The sequence below is a fragment of the Shewanella sp. SM55 genome (assembly GCF_025654025.1).
Classification (GTDB): Bacteria; Pseudomonadota; Gammaproteobacteria; order Enterobacterales; family Shewanellaceae; genus Shewanella; species Shewanella oncorhynchi.
In genome coordinates, this window is the sequence record NZ_JAKKRS010000013.1 from 66,314 (window position 1) to 86,568 (window position 20,255).

At 46.0% G+C, this 20,255-nt stretch carries 18 protein-coding genes; 11 read left to right on the plus strand and 7 right to left on the minus strand.

Annotated elements, in window-relative coordinates:
* Positions 1-47: 47 nt before the first annotated feature.
* Positions 48-3,272, plus strand: a complete 3,225-nt coding sequence (locus L5L91_RS15920) for an EAL domain-containing protein (RefSeq protein ID WP_263183211.1) — start codon at positions 48-50, stop codon at positions 3,270-3,272.
* 73 nt (positions 3,273-3,345) lie between these two features.
* Here the strand turns inward: L5L91_RS15920 and ftnA are convergent, their stop codons facing one another.
* A complete protein-coding gene (ftnA, locus tag L5L91_RS15925; RefSeq protein ID WP_113941270.1) occupies positions 3,346-3,882 on the minus strand; it encodes a non-heme ferritin in 537 nt (178 codons plus the stop codon).
* 349 nt (positions 3,883-4,231) lie between these two features.
* Between ftnA and glp the strand changes: the two genes are divergently transcribed.
* The 4 genes from glp to L5L91_RS15945 all read left to right on the plus strand — a co-directional run bounded on the left by glp (position 4,232) and on the right by L5L91_RS15945 (position 7,320).
* Positions 4,232-5,485 (plus strand): gephyrin-like molybdotransferase Glp, encoded by a 1,254-nt coding sequence (glp, locus tag L5L91_RS15930; RefSeq protein WP_263183214.1) that lies wholly within the window; start codon positions 4,232-4,234, stop codon positions 5,483-5,485.
* A gap of 10 nt (positions 5,486-5,495) precedes the next feature.
* Complete coding sequence (gene moeB, locus L5L91_RS15935; protein WP_263237102.1) at positions 5,496-6,266, plus strand: molybdopterin-synthase adenylyltransferase MoeB; 771 nt, start codon at positions 5,496-5,498, stop codon at positions 6,264-6,266.
* A gap of 128 nt (positions 6,267-6,394) precedes the next feature.
* Entirely contained in the window at positions 6,395-7,057 is a 663-nt protein-coding gene (locus L5L91_RS15940) for a Bax inhibitor-1 family protein (RefSeq protein ID WP_113941267.1), read from the plus strand.
* A gap of 17 nt (positions 7,058-7,074) precedes the next feature.
* Positions 7,075-7,320, plus strand: coding sequence for a DUF333 domain-containing protein (locus L5L91_RS15945; protein WP_263183217.1), 246 nt, complete (start codon positions 7,075-7,077; stop codon positions 7,318-7,320).
* Between the two features lie 86 nt (positions 7,321-7,406).
* On the opposite strand, the gene rlmF is transcribed toward L5L91_RS15945, so the two are convergent.
* Together rlmF and L5L91_RS15955 are read right to left on the minus strand one after the other, a co-directional pair.
* Complete coding sequence (gene rlmF / locus L5L91_RS15950) at positions 7,407-8,507, minus strand: 23S rRNA (adenine(1618)-N(6))-methyltransferase RlmF (protein ID WP_219251720.1); 1,101 nt, start codon at positions 8,505-8,507, stop codon at positions 7,407-7,409.
* 58 nt (positions 8,508-8,565) lie between these two features.
* Positions 8,566-8,994, minus strand: coding sequence for a flagellar basal body-associated protein FliL (locus L5L91_RS15955; RefSeq protein ID WP_105250969.1), 429 nt, complete (start codon positions 8,992-8,994; stop codon positions 8,566-8,568).
* Positions 8,995-9,164: 170 nt separating this feature from the next.
* Here L5L91_RS15955 and L5L91_RS15960 point away from each other — a divergent pair, with 170 nt between their 5' ends.
* Positions 9,165-9,728 (plus strand): chorismate--pyruvate lyase family protein, encoded by a 564-nt coding sequence (locus L5L91_RS15960; protein ID WP_219251719.1) that lies wholly within the window; start codon positions 9,165-9,167, stop codon positions 9,726-9,728.
* Between the two features lie 101 nt (positions 9,729-9,829).
* On the opposite strand, the gene L5L91_RS15965 is transcribed toward L5L91_RS15960, so the two are convergent.
* A complete protein-coding gene (locus L5L91_RS15965) occupies positions 9,830-12,421 on the minus strand; it encodes an immune inhibitor A domain-containing protein (RefSeq protein WP_263237103.1) in 2,592 nt (863 codons plus the stop codon).
* Between the two features lie 327 nt (positions 12,422-12,748).
* Positions 12,749-13,342, minus strand: a complete 594-nt coding sequence (locus L5L91_RS15970) for a YhgN family NAAT transporter (protein ID WP_011848195.1) — start codon at positions 13,340-13,342, stop codon at positions 12,749-12,751.
* 483 nt (positions 13,343-13,825) lie between these two features.
* Between L5L91_RS15970 and L5L91_RS15975 the strand changes: the two genes are divergently transcribed.
* Both L5L91_RS15975 and L5L91_RS15980 read left to right on the plus strand, forming a co-directional pair.
* Positions 13,826-15,478 (plus strand): metal transporter, encoded by a 1,653-nt coding sequence (locus L5L91_RS15975; RefSeq protein WP_173497909.1) that lies wholly within the window; start codon positions 13,826-13,828, stop codon positions 15,476-15,478.
* A 61-nt stretch (positions 15,479-15,539) separates the two neighbouring features.
* The gene (locus tag L5L91_RS15980) at positions 15,540-16,343 is read left to right on the plus strand and encodes an NRDE family protein (RefSeq protein ID WP_173496987.1); all 804 of its coding nucleotides are present in this window, start codon (positions 15,540-15,542) and stop codon (positions 16,341-16,343) included.
* Positions 16,344-16,382: 39 nt separating this feature from the next.
* On the opposite strand, the gene L5L91_RS15985 is transcribed toward L5L91_RS15980, so the two are convergent.
* Complete coding sequence (locus L5L91_RS15985) at positions 16,383-16,835, minus strand: YybH family protein (protein ID WP_105250965.1); 453 nt, start codon at positions 16,833-16,835, stop codon at positions 16,383-16,385.
* Between the two features lie 133 nt (positions 16,836-16,968).
* Between L5L91_RS15985 and L5L91_RS15990 the strand changes: the two genes are divergently transcribed.
* Both L5L91_RS15990 and L5L91_RS15995 read left to right on the plus strand, forming a co-directional pair.
* Positions 16,969-17,532 (plus strand): lysophospholipid acyltransferase family protein, encoded by a 564-nt coding sequence (locus tag L5L91_RS15990; protein ID WP_173496986.1) that lies wholly within the window; start codon positions 16,969-16,971, stop codon positions 17,530-17,532.
* A 26-nt stretch (positions 17,533-17,558) separates the two neighbouring features.
* Positions 17,559-18,182, plus strand: a complete 624-nt coding sequence (locus tag L5L91_RS15995) for a LysE family translocator (protein ID WP_263237105.1) — start codon at positions 17,559-17,561, stop codon at positions 18,180-18,182.
* A gap of 16 nt (positions 18,183-18,198) precedes the next feature.
* On the opposite strand, the gene L5L91_RS16000 is transcribed toward L5L91_RS15995, so the two are convergent.
* Positions 18,199-19,464: a mechanosensitive ion channel family protein gene (locus tag L5L91_RS16000; protein WP_105250962.1), complete on the minus strand. Its 1,266-nt coding sequence runs from the start codon at positions 19,462-19,464 to the stop codon at positions 18,199-18,201.
* A gap of 209 nt (positions 19,465-19,673) precedes the next feature.
* Here L5L91_RS16000 and L5L91_RS16005 point away from each other — a divergent pair, with 209 nt between their 5' ends.
* The gene (locus L5L91_RS16005) at positions 19,674-20,252 is read left to right on the plus strand and encodes a porin family protein (protein ID WP_219235484.1); all 579 of its coding nucleotides are present in this window, start codon (positions 19,674-19,676) and stop codon (positions 20,250-20,252) included.
* The last annotated feature ends 3 nt before the right edge of the window (positions 20,253-20,255 follow it).

The window sequence follows — 20,255 nt, forward strand, 5'->3', positions numbered from 1 at the left end:
GTTGAATTTTCTTTTTCTGCCTAGGTGAACGAGTGGAGTGATCTTTAATGCCGTCAGCGCTACACCATCTCAGTTTGAAGCAAAAGCTCATTCTGTTTTCGTTAGTCCCATTATTAATGATGAGCTTTTTCATTCTGACGCGCATGCATGACTTGATAAAGGAATCACACTCAGCCAAGCACAATCATCTTGCGGTACAAACGACGGTACAAATCACTGAGCTACTCTATCAGTTGCAAAACGAATATGGTCTAAGTACAAATCAGCGACCAACCGATGAAGTGCTATTACAGCAACAAGCGACTAGGTCAAAAGCACTCGATGCATTACTGAACAGTGAGCCTTTAGAGCATCTTCTGGAGGCGCTCGACCCTAAAAGTATTGAAGCAAACAAAATGAATGCATTGTTGGATGCGCTCAAACTCACAGGCAACAAACTCGCTAACGTTCACCAAAACCACACAGACGAAACACTGAGTCAGTTTACGGAACTCTATAATCAATTCCACACTCAGCTTTTACAGCTCATCCAGTTATTACAGTTACAAACCAATGAAATCAGTCAGTCCCGTGCCTATACCGATCTATTGAACCTGCTTATGGTGCAGGAGTTGGCCGTAAAAGAACGAAGTGCCATCAATCAATTACTGCTCAGCAAGTCACTCAATATTAATGATTACCGCACCATAATCTCCTTTATGTATGAATATGAGCGAGCCGTGATGCACGCGAGTAATGCATCAATTTCCGATAGAAGGTCCTTACTGCAAAACCTACAAGATTCGCCAGAAAATCAACGCATTCTGCAAATCAGCAAGCAAATTGAACAACAAACTCGCATTAGCGCTCTGGCACAAAATATTAATGCCTACTTAGGTTACGGTGGCTTAATGGGCAGTTTTCAGGACTATTTGCTTAAGGGCGATGAGATTTCACTGCAAAAATTTAATGCAGCACTTGCGACGATTCAGCTTAATTTGGATGAACTCAGTCACGAGACTCGTTCTCTACCCGAATTTAAGGTGGCGCTCAAAACCATTGAGGACAGCATAAATCAATACCAGTTCAGCATGGTCAAGTTGCAGCAACTGAAGCAGCAAGGTTTGCCGATGACGGAGATCAAAGCCATCGCGCAAGTCCCTGCCAGTGAGGACAAATTAAGCCAAGCGATGAGCCAACTATTAATGCCGCCACATCCAATTGATAGCCAGGAGTGGTGGGATCTCACCACTCAGCGTATCAATCAACTACATTTGCTGGCGCAAAATATCACCAAGAACATGGCGCAGCAGAGCGAATATCAACAAAACCACACCTTAATCTTACTCGGCTTATACTTGTTCTCGGCTTTGTTCACCGCGACCATCACACTTTGGCTTGGACAAAAGATCATCCGCAATTTTATGGATAAGATCACTAAGATTGCCAATGACATGCAGCAAATGGCAGCAGATCCACAGCTCAATATTAATATCCAAGTCTCAGGCACAGATGAACTCGCCCGCATGGCCCGTGCCATGAACCGTATGATTAGCGAACGGCAAAAAGCGAACCATGCCCTAAGCCGTGCCGCAGCTGTGTTTGACTATTCTGCCGAAGGCATAGTGGTGACAGATGCCGACAACCATATTGAACTGGTCAACCCCGCGTTTTGCCACATTACGGGCTATTCATTGGAAGAAGTAAAAGGCCGCAGTCCCTCCCTACTCAGCTCTAGCCGTCATCCTAAACACTTTTATACCGCCATGTGGGAGTCACTACAAAAAGAAGGCAAATGGGAGGGTGAAGTTTGGAATAAACGCAAAGATGGCCAAGTATATCCCGAGTATCTAGCGATCACTGTGGTGCGAAATGAGCAAGGTAAAATAATCCAACATATTGGTTTATTTATGGATATCAGTAAGCGTAAGCAATATGAGCAGGATCTTTGGTATCAGGCCAACTTCGATGGGTTAACTGGGCTGCCTAATCGTAAGCTGTTCAATGAACGACTACAGCACGAAATCCATGTGGCGCAGCATGACTCTCGCAAGCTGGCTATCTTGCTGATTGATTTGGATCAATTCAAATATATCAATGATGTACAAGGCCATGCCACTGGAGACTTATTACTTAAAGATGTCGCAAAGCGCTTAGAAGGCATTGCGGGGAAAACCGATTTTATCGCACGTATCGGTGGCGACGAGTTTGTGCTTATCTTGCCACGGCTGACTAACGAACTCGCCATAGAACACATGGCAACCCGAATCATTGAAACCTTAGGTATGCCATTTAACTTAAATGACCGCGAGATCCAGATTTCGGCCAGCTTTGGTATTGGCGTCTATCCCGAAGATGGGTTAGATACTGGCTCACTCACCCGCAATACCGAAACCGCCATGTATCAAGCCAAAGATGCGGGACGGAACAATTTTAAATACTTCACCGCGGGTATGAATCAAGCCATGTTCGCCCGGATGGAGTTAGAACAACGTCTACGCCGTGCCGTGGCACAAAATGAATTTGCCCTGCATTATCAACCTATCGTGGATATGCAAACCGGAAGTGTCTGCAGCGTCGAAGCCCTTATCCGCTGGCAAGATCCCGAGCTTGGGTTGATCCCGCCGGATCAATTTATCCCATTAGCCGAAGAGACTGGATTGATAGAGCCTATGGGCGAATGGGTGCTCAACCAAGCCATGCATGACCTGAGGCAATGGCAGAAAAGTGGCTTAAATATCAATGTCGCGATTAATGTTTCCAGCCGCCAATGTATCAATACACGCGGTATGGGGTTCGACCAAGTGTTGCAAGAGTGCTTCAACCGCCACCACGTTAACCCACGAAATGTGCATATTGAGATCACTGAAAGCATGCTGATGGGCGATGCCAGCCATTGCTTGAGCACGCTCGAGTCTATTCGTCATTTAGGCTCGCAAATCTATATCGATGACTTTGGTACGGGTTATTCTTCCCTGAGTTATCTGAAAAAATTCCCAATTTCAGTGATTAAAATCGACCGCAGCTTTGTGGAAAATGCCCTCGAAAATAACTCGAACGCCAACTTAGTCAAAGCGATTGTCATGATGGGGCAAAGCCTAGAAATGGAGTTAGTTGCTGAAGGCATAGAAACCGAAGCACAGTGGCACTTCCTACGAGATTTAGGTTGTCACTTCGCTCAAGGGTATTTGATCTCCAAACCGCTCCCCTTTAACGAGATCACTCCCTTGCTACGCATCAAGCACACAGCGCTGTTGAATGATGGCTATCAAGATAAATGCGTGAATATCTAAGCTTATAAAAAATAAAACGATAAAGAACAAAAAAGCAGCCTAGGCTGCTTTTTTTGTGGCAAATAAAACGGGTTTAAGCCTGTGGTTGGCCTTGACCGTTCATTATGCTTTCGCCACCCTTAGAGGCTAGCTTAGCTAAATCTTTATCTATAAAGAACAGAGCCTTACCATCTTCGCCCACTAAACGTATCTTATCGACAATCGACTTAAACAGCTTTTCTTCTTCGTGCTGCTCAGCGACATACCATTGTAAGAAGTTAAAGGTTGAGTAATCTTGATTCGAAAATGCGGCATGGGCCAAGGCATTGATCTGACGGGTAATCAGTTGCTCATGCTCATAGGTTAATTCAAACAATGTCAGTAAAGAATCGAACTGTGACTGTGGCGCCGCAATCGCACCTAACAAAGGTAAGCCACCGGTTTCACTCACATACGTGAACAGACGACGCATATGGCCCATTTCTTCATCCGCGTGCTCACGCATAAACTTAGCTGCGCCTTCAAATCCCTGATCTTCACACCACGCACTCATTTGCAGGTATAAATTTGAGGAGAAGAACTCCATATTAATTTGTTCATTCAACTTTTCGATCATAGTTGCAGACAGCATAGTAAATCCTCTTTTGCATTCGAACTGAATCATGGGGGACATTGTCATCAAGGGGGTCGACAAAAGCAACAAAATTTACCTTTGGATTTCTTGCTAAGTTAATGATTCATTGATAAAAATGATTTTCATTTGTTCATCGACTCGCGTTCAACCCTCGAATTAGCGCAGTAAATTGTATGACTTCTAGCGAGGTTATCGCCCAAAGTGGCAGAAAAAACTGACTGGCCTATCACAGAAACTCACATGCAAATCATAGCCATCCCAGATCAGCGTGGCATAATAGCCAGTCATAATCAGGTGGAAATTCATTCAGCGTCATTACGACCCATTGCATATAAGGCAGACCCTAATGTCCGTAACAGCCGATCCTTGTTCGCAACCTAGCTTAATGCATCCAGATCAAGCTATTCCCCTTTTGCTCGAGCAAGTTAGCCCAGTGTCAGACACCGAAGTCGTATTGCTTCCCCATGCCCTTGGCCGCGTCCTAGCAGAAGATTTAGCTTCCTGCATCGACCTGCCGCCCTTTAACAACTCCTCTATGGACGGCTACGCCTTCCGTTTTGTCGACTTAAATACGCAAACCAATCAGACCGCATTGCGCCTTATCGGCAGTTCCTTCGCCGGCCATGGTTTTAAAGGTGAAGCCAAACCTAATACCTGCGTGCGGATCATGACAGGCGCGCCTGTGCCTACAGGTTATGACACAGTGCAAATGCAGGAAGAAGCCGAGGTTGAAGGAGAGATTATTCATATCCGCCACCCTAGGGCGCAAGGCGCCAATGTGCGTTGCCGCGGTGAAGAACTCACCCAAGGCACTAAAGTGCTCAGTGCTGGCATTCAAATTGGTGCCGCCGAACTCGGGGTGTTGGCCACGATTGGTGTTAGCCAAGTGCGAGTTTATCGTCAGCTTAAAGTGGCCTTTTTCTCCACAGGCGATGAACTGCGTCCCGTTGGCAGCGAATTAGCCCTAGGACAAATTTACGATTCAAACCGTTACTCGATCCAAGGCTTACTCAGCCGCGCTAACGTGGAATGGCTCGATTTAGGCGTAATAGCCGATGATCCTGAAGCCATACGTCAGGCATTTCGCCATGCGGCCAGCCAAGCCGACATGGTATTAACCTCGGGTGGCGTGTCGGTCGGTGAAGCGGATTTCACTAAACAAATTCTTGATGAGGAAGGCAAAATTACCTTCTGGAAACTCGCCATCAAACCAGGCAAGCCCTTTGCCATGGGCCGTATCGGCAAAGCGATATTCTGTGGTTTACCGGGGAATCCCGTGTCTTCTATGGTGACGTTTTACAAACTCGTTTGGCCAATACTGAACAAGATGCAGGGGTTAACCCCAGTTGCACCTTTGATGTTAGACGCTACGCTCACCACGCCTGTGCGTAAACAACCGGGCCGCGTCGAATATCAACGGGGCATTTTAAGCCGTAATGCACAAGGTAAACTTGAAGTTGCCATTACTGGTAGCCAAGGTTCTGGCATGTTGACTTCGATGAGCTTAGCAAACTGTTTCGTTTTATTGGAGCAATTCCAAGGTGATACTTCCGCTGGCACCCAAGTGACTGTCGAGCCATTTAACAGCGTGCTTTGCTAGGAAAATCCCAATGAATGTGCCAAAAGATATTCTCAGCGACAGCGAACTCTTAAGATACAGCCGCCAAATATCCATCAAGGCTATGGATATCGACGGTCAAGAACGCTTAAAACAAGCCAAAGTGCTGATGATAGGCGCTGGCGGTTTGGGCTGTGCCGCCAGCCAGTACCTCACGGTTGCGGGTATTGGTGAACTGACACTGGTCGATTTTGATACAGTTGAATTATCCAACCTGCAGCGCCAAGTGCTGCATCAAGATGCTAATGTCGGCCAGCCTAAAGTCGAATCGGCTAAACAGAGCCTCATGCAGCTCAATCCCTTTATTAAGATCAATATTATCAATGCCGTATTAGATGATTATGAGATTGACGCCCTTGTCGCCGATCACAATCTAGTGCTCGACTGCACCGATAATGTCAGTGTGCGCGAGCAACTTAATCTCAGCTGTTTTAAGCATAAAGTGCCCTTAGTGTCTGCCGCGGCAATTCGGATGGAAGGCATGGTCACTGTGTTCGATTATCACAGCGAAACGCCTTGTTATCATTGCTTTAGCGCCCTATTTGGCGAGCAACAACTGAGCTGCGTTGAATCGGGTATCCTAGCCCCTGTCGTCGGCATGATAGGTTGTTTGCAGGCGGTTGAAGCCATCAAAGTGATCACTGGCATGGGTAAAACCTTAGCGGGACGCATTTTGATGATCGATGCGATGACGATGGAGTTTCGCGAGATGAAGTTACCGAAACAAGCCCGCTGCAGTGTTTGTGGCACTGAAGAGGCTTAGGTTGTTCTCACTTGAAAAACGGCTTTATTTACACTAGCTTAATTGCCACCGCTTAATTTGCCGTCATATAGCCCAACACTGATGACGCTTAATGGCCCGTTAAAATAAGGAAATCACAAGGAAAACATATGGATTCGGAAAACAGTGTATTTGACCGCATGACCACAGACGACCCAATAGTTGGCGCAGGTATTTACAACCTCGTTATCGGCCTCACGCTGATTTGGGGTTTTGCCGTTAACTATTGGATGGTCACCAATATCGACCCAGAGGCGATTGCCAATGTTAATCCTTGGATTTTCTTTATCGGCTATTTCGCCTCCTGTTTCTTTGGGATTTATCTATTCCAAAAATCGACTAATCCCGTTGTCAGTTTTATTGGCTACAACTTTGTAGTCGTACCTTTCGGCTTAATTATCAATATGGTGGTTAGTCAATACGATCCCGAATTGGTGACCGAAGCCATTCGTATCACAGGGCTAGTGACCATAGCCATGATGTGTTTAGGCACACTCTTCCCCGCCTTTTTCCAAAAAATTTCCGGCGCACTCACGATTGCTTTATTGCTCGTTATCGTCGTCGAACTGATTGAAGTGTTTATCTTTAATACTCACCACGGCATTTTAGATTGGATAGTCGTGCTGATTTTCTGCGGTTATATTGGTTATGACTGGGGACGAGCGAATCAAATTCCTAAAACCATAGATAATGCTATCGATAGCGCCGCCGCTTTGTATATGGATATCATCAACTTGTTCCTACGGATCCTGCGGATTTTAGGGCGAAAATAACTCACCAAGGAGTGTCTATGAAAATCAAATTCCTGCTTGTTACTGCTCCACTTCTGGCGAGTGTGGTATTAGTCGGATGCAGTGATACTGAACAAGCAAAAATAGCCAATCCCGCCTCTGAGTATTGTGTCTCCATTGGTGGCAAATTAACAATTGAGAAAACCGCCGAAGGTGAACATGGGATCTGCACCTTACCCAGCGGTGAAGCAATTGAAGAGTGGGCGTTATTCCGTCGCGAGCATAAGGAAGAAAAGCCGCAGTAACAGTGGCTATTTTTACCTTTAATAAAAACAAGCGCTATTGGCGCCTGTTTTGTTAACAGTACTTAATTGGGTCATACCCAAAAGCCTTAACGGGCTAAGTGTTCACCGCGCCAGATTGTGCGCTTAGCTGCTGACTGGAAGCTCCACGCTAAAACCCGCGTAATTTTATTACCCTGCTGCATCTCAATCGTTTTCACAGTATCGACTTTCAACTGCGCTAAGGCTTGATAACAAGGTTTCAGGTTTTCCTTCTTCGACACTAGACTGGTAAACCATAAGCATTGATCTGCAACCATTTGGCTCTCACGGATCATAGTCGCTAGAAACTGTCGTTCACCACCTTGGCACCAAAGCTCAGCCGCTTGACCGCCGAAATTCAGCTTAGGGGAAGACTTGACCAAGCCACCTCGATTGAGCTGCAGATTATTCACCTTACGCTTTGTACCTTCGCTCGCCTCAGCCATAGAGGCATGAAATGGCGGATTGCACAGGGTTAACTCAAAACGTTCTCCGGCTTGAATGATTCCCTTGAAGACCGCCTTGTCATCTGGCTGTAATCGTAAACTTATCTGCCCTTGCAGCAATGGGTTTTGCTCAATAATACTCTGCACATTACTGAGTGAACCGGCATTAATATCCGAGGCGACAAATTGCCAACCGTATACTTGGCAACCCAATATGGGATAAATACCGTTCGCGCCAGTGCCGATATCTAATACCCTAGTTTTATCCAAAGCAAATACATCATCGCCTTCGGCTAGAAGGTCTGCTAAATAATGTAAATAATCGACTCGACCGGGAATAGGAGGACATAACGCTCCATCAGGAATATCCCAAGACTCAATCCCATAATGATATTTCAGTAGCGCCGCATTAAGGATTTTAACTGCTAACGGATCGGCAAAATCGACCGATAAAGCCCCATAAGGCGTGGGTCGAACAAAGGCTTTTAGCTTAGGGAATGAACTCATCAGCGCCGGAAAATCATAGCCGTTCAAGTGTACATTTCGAGGATGTAAAGCTTTTTTAATCTCAGCACTAGGCCTGTTTTTGACCGACTTGGCTTTGCCTTTCACCTCAGTTCTAGCCTGCTTTGGTGCTTTAGTTTTTGCATGACCAATGTTGGCTGTACTCGTTAGGCGTTTCGCAGTCACTAATTGGACGGGTTTCACGGCAGGTTTTGACATAATAGCTCTTGTAACGCAATGGGCCGACCTGAGTCAGCCCATGGAATGGGGCAGTAAATTAATCGTACAGATAAGAGGTAAACAATAAGTTTACGATCAAGGGTTTGCCAGCTTCTTTGGTGATCAAGTTGTTGACCATTTCAAAGCACTCACGACGAATCTCTTCACGACCCGTGAGCGACTTAATCTTCTCTTCCGATTGATTGCCTAACACTTCAACAATTGCGGCTCGCAATAATGGATTATGGAGCTCAATTGTCACTAGATCATCTGGACTCTTTACCATTAACTCAACGCTAATCTTCACAAAACCCAATTTCTTGCGATTAGAAATATAGTTAGTGACAATTTCGGGTTCGAAACCATAGTAGGCATACTCACCCGTAGGTGGGGTTGCTGCAGCAGGTGCTGCTTCTTTTTCATCGGCCGCATAAACACTGAAAACACTGGTAAACAGGATCAGACAGACTGAGAGTAATTTTTTCATAGCGGCTTACGGCTCCCTAAAACAATAATGGTAATGGAAGAAACTTCCCAATCTATATAGCCAAACAACCTGAAGATGCAGTATCCGTATCTGGAAGTAGCTTGGGTATATATGCTCGCGTCGCGACATGCTAGACTGCCGACGTTTGTTTATATTGTAACGAGTATTTAATGAATGTGACTAGCTTAAGCTTTCCCTATGGTGAATCTATTCAGTGGTTTTCAGCCGATCTAGCCGACAAACTCCCCAAATCGCCCTTGAAAGAATGGTTGCTTGCCACTGGCAGCCTAACGCAAAAACTCAAAACTTGCTGTGCTCAATTTGAAGTAAAGATACTAGGCGAAGGACTGCATGCTCCCTTAGAGGGCGAATATCCCCAGCAAGGTGCTGTATGGATCCGTGAAGTCTTGCTTTGCCTCGACTCGATACCTTGGGTATTTGCCAGAACCTTGATCCCTGAAAAATTAATGGCCGAGCGCAAAATGGATTTCCTTAGTTTGGGTACTCGCCCCTTAGGTGAATTACTGTTTAGCCAAGATAACTTCATCCCCGGTAGAATCGAAGTGGCCAGTTTCGAAACCTGTAGTCGCCTTGGCCACTTAGCTGAAAGTTTAGATCAAAGTGTCGAACATGCACTCTGGGGACGCCGCCGCTATTTCCATCACGGTGAGCATGAAATGATCGTCAGCGAAATCTTTCTGCCAGCGGCCGAGCAAGCTATCCGTCAGTTGTAAACTTTAGATTTCACCCAAAGCTTAGTCAGAATTTAGCCTCAAGACAGATAAAAAATGCCTCTAGATCAGAGGCATTTTTGTTCGGGTTTCAAACAATCAACTTAGTGCACATTTAACTGGCGGCGCCAAGTCAATAAGCTAAGGAAGGTAAGGCTTAACCAACCTAAGCTGCCGCCACCTGAACTCTCACTGGCCGGCGGAGTTACTGGAGGCGTAACAGGTGCAACAACCGTTACCGTCGAACTGCTAATCGCCTTAGTATTTTGCGCATCTGTCACTGTAAGCTTCACAGTATAAGTGCCCGCCTTCGCATAGGTATGGGTTGGCGCCGTGACAGTGCTTGTCGTGCCATCACCAAAATCCCAAGCGTAGGTTAATACTCCCATACCGCCACCAATGTTGCTGGTGAAGCTTACTGCTAATTGGTTGACAGTATTAGTAAAACTGACAGTTAACGGCGCTATAGCATCAGAGTTCGCATTCGCAAGACGAATGACCGCAGTACCATTATTGCTGGCTTGAGATAGTACCTGCATTGTCAACCCCAGCTGCTGCAACACCATACCTGACTGTGGCTGTAGTGGCGCGCTGTAATCTAAGCTGTCATCGAACAGGCTGACAGCATCGCGATGATTGTCCTCCAAATAGAAGGTTTGATTTACTGTACTAAAGGCCGCATCACGAATTTGCACGTCGGTAGAGCGAGTGCCAATCATATTTTGGTCAGCATCAATCACGCCAATCAAGCCATGGCCAGCATGGTCTGAAACGTTATTGTCACTGTAGCTAAAATTTTCTAACCAGAGTAAAACTCCGGGATCAAAGCTTTTTGCTTTCAAACCCGCATCGACACCATTATGGCTACGCAGCTGGATAATATAACGAGACTGAGATTTGGGATCCGGACGAGAATCCTTAATCCGGCTATAGCCGTAAAACGTCATTTTATCCGCGACTTCAGCGTTATCACTATATAACTCAGTGGTATTTTGTTTAACGCTGATGTTATCAATAGCGATCCCTGACTTAGAGGTTAAATCATCGGTGACATAGTTGAACTCAACAGCAACAGATTTTCCAGAATATGCTGATAAATCATATTCTAATGTTACCCAAGCATCACGACCTTCCGCCTGAGCAAGCGCAGACGATTCACCAGTGATGATATGACGAGCGCTATTTATCCCATTGTTCGACTTAGTGTAATTACCCGCAATGGCCGCACCATCCACTTTCACCTGCATGTAGTCAAAGTCAAGTTCAATACTCCAACTGGCCTTCATACTCAGAATCAGTTTATCTGTGGTTACGGCAGGTAATTTAACATTAAAAATCATGCTGTTATTCAGCATATTTCCTTGGCCAGAATAGTACTGATAACTGCCCTGATAAGGTGTTTTAAAAGGAATTAGCGTTGGAGGAAGTGGAATAGAGATCTGATTAACCGCCTGATGATTAACCGCCTCATTCAACGTCACTTCCATGCCTGATTTGGGAATGCTATCTAAGGAAATTTCACGTTCATTTAACCACTTACCTTTGTATCTTTTCTGTAGATAAGATCGAGCATAAGGACTAAAACCACTCGGCTGAGCGCCAGGAATAGCACCAGCCCAACTACCACCAGACATTAAAGACCATAGCCCCACAGGCGAACCGTCTTTCTTATCATTTTCAGAGGTATCGTACTCATCAGGCAGACCTAGATCATGGCCAAACTCGTGGGTACACACGCCCGTTGCCGCATCGATAGGCTGGATTGTATAACCGAATACTTTTTTGTTCGTACCAGGAAGCGCATAACCATTGGTTGCTTGGTCGACATAATATCGATGCGACCATATCGCACTCGATCCTAGTTTTCCGCCGCCGACCTCTTCGCCTACGCTAGAGTGGAAAATCATCACATGGTCGATAATGCCATCGGGCTCATCGTAATTACCGTTATTGTTCAAATCATTTTGGTCTTCAACATCATAACTCGCCAACTCAGCTGCAGACATATTTGCAACAGCTTGAGATACGGCTTCTTTTACCAATTGTTCGACCTGTGAATCACTACGGGTATCTGGATCATTAACACCATAGTATTCAGCATTTTGCGAGGCGGTATACCAGCCCTTCACATCCCCAGTAAAGGAGAAGGTCTGCCCAGAAACCGCTTGATAATATTGATACCCCGAATCTAACGTCTGCCCCTGTGGACCTTTGAAGCCCGTAGGCGAAAAGAGTAATTGCTTGTAGTGGGACGCAGGATAACTCGGGTAATACATGTCTGTATCCCCCGCTTTTAAGCCATTGTCATCATGTTTTAGATCAGCAAAATCCACTAATACTGTGAGCACTTTAACGGTTTTCTTTACATCCGCATCGGCCTGTAAACGCTGTGCAGGTGAGCGCATCATTTGCGATGACTTAGCTCTTTGTAGACGCGCATGTTCAGCTTCAACTTCGATGCGCGGCGCTTTGGGTTGTGCCAAAGTGGCGCGATGAATATAAGCTTCTATCGCCTCCTGCTTTACGCTATCACTGGCATCGGCGGCCACTTCGCCACGCTTAATCAACCAATATAAAATTCGATCTTTATTAATCACACCCGCATCTGCAGGCGTATGATTCGGAGCGGCAATACTCGCGCCGCTAATCAATGCCAACATCAGTCCAAACGCTGTTACGCCTTTTGTACTTCGCATTTTTAACATCCTTCTGTAACAGCTAACGCCGTTTACGCCATTCTATTTATTGAGACTAGTGTCTCTTTGTATTAAGACAAATTGCCTTTAATTAGTAACCTACTCGGGGTTTATCCGTCTTCAAGTGATAGAGACAGAGTTTTCGACATTAGCAGCACTGCACCTCAGTAACAACTTGATACACCTGTTCGCAGGTAAGATTTGCACTTTTGTCAGCAAATATTCAGCAAACCTCTGTGCTGACTCAATTCCAAGCCAAATCTCAGCCATAAAAAAAACCGCATTAACAACGTTAATACGGTTTCGTTTTGATCAAACTAGATAAAGTTAGCCAGCGGTTTTCAGATAGTTTGAAATACCGTCGAGGAACATTTGCACTGAGATCATGACCAGCACCATACCCATCAAACGCTCGACTGCTGTGAGCCCCTTTTCCCCCAGCACACGGGTGAAAAGTTTATAAAACATTAAGATCACCGCACTCGCCCCCCAAGCTGACACTAACGCTATGGTCCAATCGCCCATACGTGAGCTATCGGTATGCGCCAGTAAAATCAAGGCTGCAAGAATCGATGGGCCAGCCATCAAGGGAATAGCCATAGGCACGATAAAAGGCTCTTCTCCCGCGGCTAATCCAACGACACCACCGGGTTGGGGGAAAATCATCTTAATCGCGATCAAAAACAGAATAATACCGCCTGCAATACTCACAGATTCGGAACGAAGATTTAAGAAACTTAAAATGGCTTCACCCGCATAAAGGAAAGACAACATGATCACTAAGGCGAAAAGTAATTCGCGGATCAGTACCTTACGACGTTTCTTGGGATCGATATGCCGTAGAATCGACGCGAAAATCGGCAAATTCCCCAAAGGGTCCATGATCAGAAACAACATTACCGCAGCAGAAAATATATCCATTTAACGTATCAACACCCAAGCCAACATAAGCCGATATTATATACCCAAACAATCTGAAGATGCAGGATTCAGCGGGAATGTAACGCACTTTAGGCAAGGCGGTTATTTGCGGACCTAGTGGGCTAAGTTAAAAATAACCAACACGGCATAAAGTACGTTACAACCCGCCGGAACGGAGCGCCTAGGGAGCTCCACTTCCGTGTTGCAACAATTCAAAAGGTGGCCGACATTCTGTCATTGATGCGCCTTGAATTGAAGCACCCTAGGCGCTCTGAAACTCATATCTTCAGGTAGCTTGGGTATAGTACCTTTTCTCGAGTTAGATCTGAAAATTTCTCCGCAGAATGGCCAAAGTGAATAAAATTCTCCCCTTCAAAACACAGTATAAAATGTCAGTTGAGTAAATTGCCTGCAAGTCACTGCTCACTTTGCTTTACAGCTGGTATACTATGGCGTTTTTTCAGCAAATTTTCCGTGGAATCCATGCTCTATCTTCTTGCTAGCTGTATCGCACTCTTAATTGGCCCTCTGTTTTATCGCTACTTCTCATCGAGTAGTGGCTTACAAAAGGGGCTCGATGGTTTTATATTCGTCTCATTAGGCGGATTAGTGCTGATCCACATCTTGCCAGAATTACTCGAGCATGGTGGCATGCTTGCGATCGTCTTTGTACTCCTCGGCATCTGGGGGCCTACCGCCAGCGAACGCCTATTTCACCGTTATTCAGAAGTCACCCATAATTTTACGCTTTTCTTGGGTATTGGTGGCTTATTACTGCATACCATCACCGATGGCACCGCTATGGTTTTGGCGCAGCAAGACGATAACTCCATTCTGCTAGCTCTTGGTGTCATACTCCACCAATTACCCGTCGGTTTTGCAGTATGGTGGATACTTAAACCCCATCTCGGAACACGTTGGACACTTATGATCTTTGCAGCCCAGATGCTATTTACAGGCATAGGCTATTTCGCCGGTGAGCAACTACTTCCTTATTTAAATATCGATGACACTGTCTACTTACAAGCCTTTATTACAGGCACAATTCTGCATGTGGTACTACATCAACCCCATGGTCAGCATGAAAGTGATACGCAAGGCAAATATGAATACCAAGCTGGCATAGGTAGTTTGCTCGGCATCGGTTTACTCGTAATGCTGCTATTAATGGATTCAGGCGGCCACGAACATGCCCACCATGATCACAGCACAGAGCAATTAATAACTTGGCTATTAAAGCTCGCACCCGTGTTGCTGCTGAGCTATGGTGCGGCTGCGCTGCGCTTTAAATTAGGTTTGACGCCGCAGGATAGCAGTTTAGCCCGTCGCTGGTTCCAACGCTTAGCTGGGCCTGAAGCCTTAGTGATCACAGCTCTACTTCTTGGTCCTTGGTTAGCATTATTCCAATTGCTTGTAGTGTTTATTCTGAGTGCGTATTTAAGCCATGCTAACGTCACCATTACCGATCCACACACTAAATTACCCAGCAATTCACTGCGTTTCGGCTTTGCTCATTTAGTCGATCGCAGCGCACCTTGGATTTTACTTAGCCTAGTATTAGTGAATTTAATTGGCCACCCTTCAATGCCCTTAAGCAATCCATTGCTACAGGTTGTTGTGCTATTACTTGTATTTTTACCTATGCGTTTCTGCAACTTAGGCGCCGCCGTACTCGCTCTTGCACTGGCTTATAGTGGCTGGAGTCCTATTGCGATTATGATGCCGCTGATTGCAGCACCTGTACTCAACATAGCTCAGCTTAAGTTAATGACATGGACGCAAAGGGCAATATTACTGAGTATTATTGCGCTGAGCTTAGCCGCAGCATTACGCTTGCCACTATGGTTCTCCTTATTTACCTTGCCTGAAGTCGTGAACTTAATTGCTCTACTGATCCTCTCAGGGGTGTTTGCCGCCAGCTTACTGCGCTTAGGTCCACGTAAATTTTTACGCCGCTTAATGCTCAGCAAACCTGCAGTTCATGCGCATAGTCACGCCCATAGCCATTCCCACGAGAATACACATACTCACGAATCTAGCGCTTCGCACACAGACGAGCAGAAACCTGTTGTGACACCTAGTGCCGATAAACATGCACATGAACACACAAAAACAGATAAGCACTCGCACCACTAACGCTGTTCATTTGTGAGCAGACAGGCTAAGTTAATCTACCTTTGGATTAATTTAGCCTGCTATGTGCATACTCTTTGTCGCCATTAATGCCCATCCTAAGTATCCCTTAATCATCTGCGCCAACCGCGATGAGTTTCATCATAGACCAACTGCGCCAGCGCATTTTTGGCCGCCGGAAGAAAACATACTCGCGGGTAAAGATCTGCAGGCCGGTGGCACTTGGTTTGGCATCAATAAACAAGGACAAATCGCAGGCATAACCAATCTGCGCGTTCCGCAAAAGAACCCTGAAGCCATGCGTAGTCGTGGCGAGCTAATTACTATGACGCTCAACTCAGGGTCGCTCGTGTGCCCTAATTGGCTCGTTGAACATAGCGACAATTATCAGCCGTTCAATCTCATCTTCGGCCAAGGCACTGACTTATATTGTTTTAACAGTATCAATAAAGACACAGTAAAACTTGCCGATGGATTTCATGCCATTAGCAATGGTGCACTCGATGATATTTGGCCGAAAATGGCGAAGGGACAGCAGGCGTTAGAAGCGGCAATCAGCCAGTCCAGCAGTATAGAAGTGCAAGTACTGTTACAACTAATGAAAGACGATTCCCAGCCGCAAGATAATGAGCTGCCTAATACGGGAGTCGGGATCGAGTGGGAACGGCGTTTAGCTGCGATTTATATTCGTCACCCCGACTATGGCACCCGCTCCACCAGCATTCTGCTTGAAGATGCTGAGGGCGGTATGCATTTCACCGAAGTGAGATACGATGGCAAAGGTAGACAGCTTGGACAGCAGGATTTCCATTTAACCCTGCCCGCCGAGCCGCCAGCCAAACCAGACTGTTTATTATCGCAAATCTAATTTGAACTGCAGTGCAGCACTGAGTGTAAAGGACACGGTTTAGTCTGAACTGTGGTCCATAGTGATCACCCAACGATCGTCGATTTTTTCAATCAACAGAGTAAACACGCCCGTTGGGGCATCTTTTATCCGCCGTAAATCCCAGCGCCCAACAACCATAGCGGCGTAATTACTGAGCATTTTGATTTCTTTGATAGTGAACTTCAGTTCACCAAGCGCTTCTTTATTTGGATAATTTTTCTTATAGGCAGCGAGAGTTTCTTCCCAGCCAAAACGAAACTTACCATTAGAGACAAAACGCAGTTGATCACTCTTCCAATAGCCTTGCATATAAGCATCGAGATCGCCGCGATTCCAGGCGTCTTCTTGGCCTTTGAGCATCTGCGTAATTTCATCCGTCGGCACCGCATTAACATGACAAGTCAGCAAGAGTAACAGTGCCGCAAAAACACGCTGCCAGATAACCTTGTTTAATAGTCCATTTTTCAACATAGTATCGTTCCCCCACAATCAATCAGGTTAAACTGTACTATACCGAATTCAGTACAGACTATCTTGTTTAAGCCAGTTTAAAATCTAAAAAAGCTGATGATATTATTAATTTTTCGACTCTGGGCACCGAACTATGTTTACACCACTTTGCCGTTGGCTACTTAACACTTCAGGCTGGCAGATAGAAGGCCAACTGCCCGACTGTGCTAAATACATCATCATAGTTGCACCGCACACTAGTAACTGGGACTTCATTGTCGGCATTTTAGCCCGTGGCGCCCTAGGTATCCGCATTCACTTTCTCGGCAAACACCAACTCTTTATCCCGCCTTGGGGCTGGTTTTTCCGCGCCATTGGCGGCCGTCCGGTGGATCGGCGCAAGAACAACAACTTAGTCGATGCCGCCGTGCAGCTGTTTGAGTCAAAATCCGATTACAAGTTAGCGCTAGCGCCAGAAGGCACCCGCGGCCCAGTGACGCGCTGGAAGTGCGGCTTTTATCATATAGCCAGCAAGGCCCAAGTACCCATTACACCCGTTGGCTTAGATTTTAGCCGCCGCACTGTCGTTATCCGCACACCACTGCAACCAAGTGACGATATCGTGACCGACATGCAAGAGATTTTGAGCTTCTATCGCACCATTAAAGGCCGTCATCCCAAGGTGATCCCTGATTTTATAGCGAGTGCCAAATATTAACATTTATTCCATTTAGAGCAGCAAATATGCAACCCGAAACCTGGTTACTCTATTTATTTGCCATTGTATTAATTGGGATTTCACCCGGTCCTATCGCTATGTTGTCTATGTCCCATGGGATCCACTTCGGCAAGATGCGCAGCATAGCCACAGGCCTTGGCAGTGTTAGCGCCGCTTTAATCTTAATGATGGCGTCAGCGGCAGGACTGGGGGCGATTATTAGCGCCTCAGAATACGGTTTTACCCTGCTCAAATGGTGCGGCGCGGCCTATTTAGTATTTTTAGGTATTAAGCTGTTATTGACGAAAAACCAAGCTCAAGCCCTTGAAGTTAGCCCGTCAGAGGGCAAAGGTACGCCTGCGCAGCTTTATAAGCAGGCGTTTCTAGTGGGGATCAGTAATCCGAAGGATTTACTGTTTTTTGCCGCCTTGTTTCCGCAATTTATCAATCTTGCCGCGCCGCAATTACCGCAACTGACCATCCTTGCCATCACTTGGGCCGTGGTGGATTTTAGCTTTGTGATGATTTATGCCTGTATGGCCAATGTGCTTGCGCCCAGCCTAAAGGCGAGCAACAAGCTGCATTGGTTTGACAGAACCAGCGGCGGTGTATTTATCACCTTAGCCGCGATTCTTGTCTCTCGAAACTAAATCAACAGTCATCAAACTAGTCGACCTTAACCGACTTTAAACTGCGAATATCATTGCCTGTTGGCGCTTGGAACGCCTGCAGACCAAACTCAGGCAATATTGCAAAAACATGGTCGAAGATATCCGCTTGTATCGCTTCATAAAATGCCCAGCGAGTGTCGTTAGTGAAGATATAAATCTCGATCGGTAGACCCTCTGTGGTCGGCGCTAATTGGCGAACCATTAAGGTCATATCCTTGTGGACTTTATCGTGACGCTGTAGGTATTCCTGCAGATAAGCGCGGAAAGTGCCGACGTTAGTCAAATGGCGGCCGTTCACTTTCATATCGAGATCCGACACTCTGGCATTCGACTCACGAATTTCGTTTATTTTTGCGGGGAAATATTCTTTTAAGCAATTGATCTTACTGAGACGTTCGCGCTCTTCCTCGGTCAAAAACTTTATGCTGTTGATATCGATATTGATCGCGCGTTTGATCCTGCGACCGCCCGACTCAGACATACCCCGCCAGTTGCGAAACGCATCCGACACTAAGGCATAAGCAGGGATCATAGTGATGGTTTTGTCCCAGTTGCGCACTTTCACCGTGGTCAGCGAGACTTCTTCTACCGCACCGTCGGCGCCGTATTTATCCATCTGGATCCAGTCGCCTTTACTCACCATACGGTTAGCCGCTAACTGAATGCCCGCCACAAAACCTAAGATAGTGTCGCGGAACACTAACATCACAAAACCCGTTGCCACACCTAAGCCGCTGAGGAAGTACACAGGTGATTGATCGGCCAAGATTGAGATAGAAACGATAATCCCAACAAAGAATAAAAATAGCTTAGTTAACTGTACGAAACTCTTAACAGGCAAGCGCCGACTCACCAGATTCACATCTGAAATTTCATCAACCGCATCCATACCTGCATACATAGCGCGGATAATCAGCACCACTAACCAAATACTCAGTAATCGGTCGACTAGCCCGCTTAGCAGTGGATGCTCAGTCAGCGCGATTGGCACTAATAGATTAAGTACGATAGCGGGCACAAGCATGGCCAGCTTTTCAAGCACCTTATAACGCATGAATACATCGTCCCACGTCGCCTTAGAGCGCAGGATTACCATATTCACCGCACGAATCACCACGCGTCGGACAATAAAATAAGCGATGCTCGCTAACAGTAAGCAAGCAATGACCATAACTGTGGTCGATATTCCATCAGAGGGTTGGCTATCAATCCCAAAGCCCGCTAACCATGCCGAAATTTCGAGCCTTATTTCCTGATCCACAATTTCACTCCAACGTAGGCGCTAGCGCAACAAACCCATACAAAGGTAACTGCCGAGTTGACCTCGGTTAAATGCCACCCTAGAAAACACTCAAATCAAAACACAAAATATTTACAAATACTTATTTTAAAAGAGATTTTAGCATTTTGAATTGACCCCGCACACAGGAAAATGAACAATATTTCCCCTATCCCTAAGGAAACCATCCCATGTGTCGTCATTCATATACGCTAGCCTGTCTTAGCATTGGACTCCTGAGCCTATGCCAACCGCTTCAAGCGGCCGAATATAGCACTTCTAAGCAATTAGTTAGGCCAGATAAATCAGACGAAACTGCCAATGCACCTTATATCGCCCTTATGCTCGATTATATTCCCGCCACAGATAATCTCTATGGCATTACAATCGCCCCCTATCATTTCGATAATAATTACCAACAATGGGGTTATTACCTAGGCTATGCCCGCAGTCGTGAAACCGATATTATCGTGCCAGAACCCGCGCAGTCCTATCGCCAAGAAAGCCTCTTCCGCTTAGGCTTAAGCTACAGCTTAACGGCAGATTTAAGCTTTTATGCCGGCGGCAGTGGCTATATCAGCACAGTGTCTTACACGAATAACATTTCACCCAAAATTGTCGATGGCAAACCCACATGGGAAGAAGATAAAACGACCCGTTGGGGCGCAGAAGCTGGGTTAAGATATCGAATCACTGAGCACTTCATACTGAGTGCCGGTTATAACTCCAGCACAGAATCCACTATTTTAAGCATAGGTTACGCGGGCTAAGCT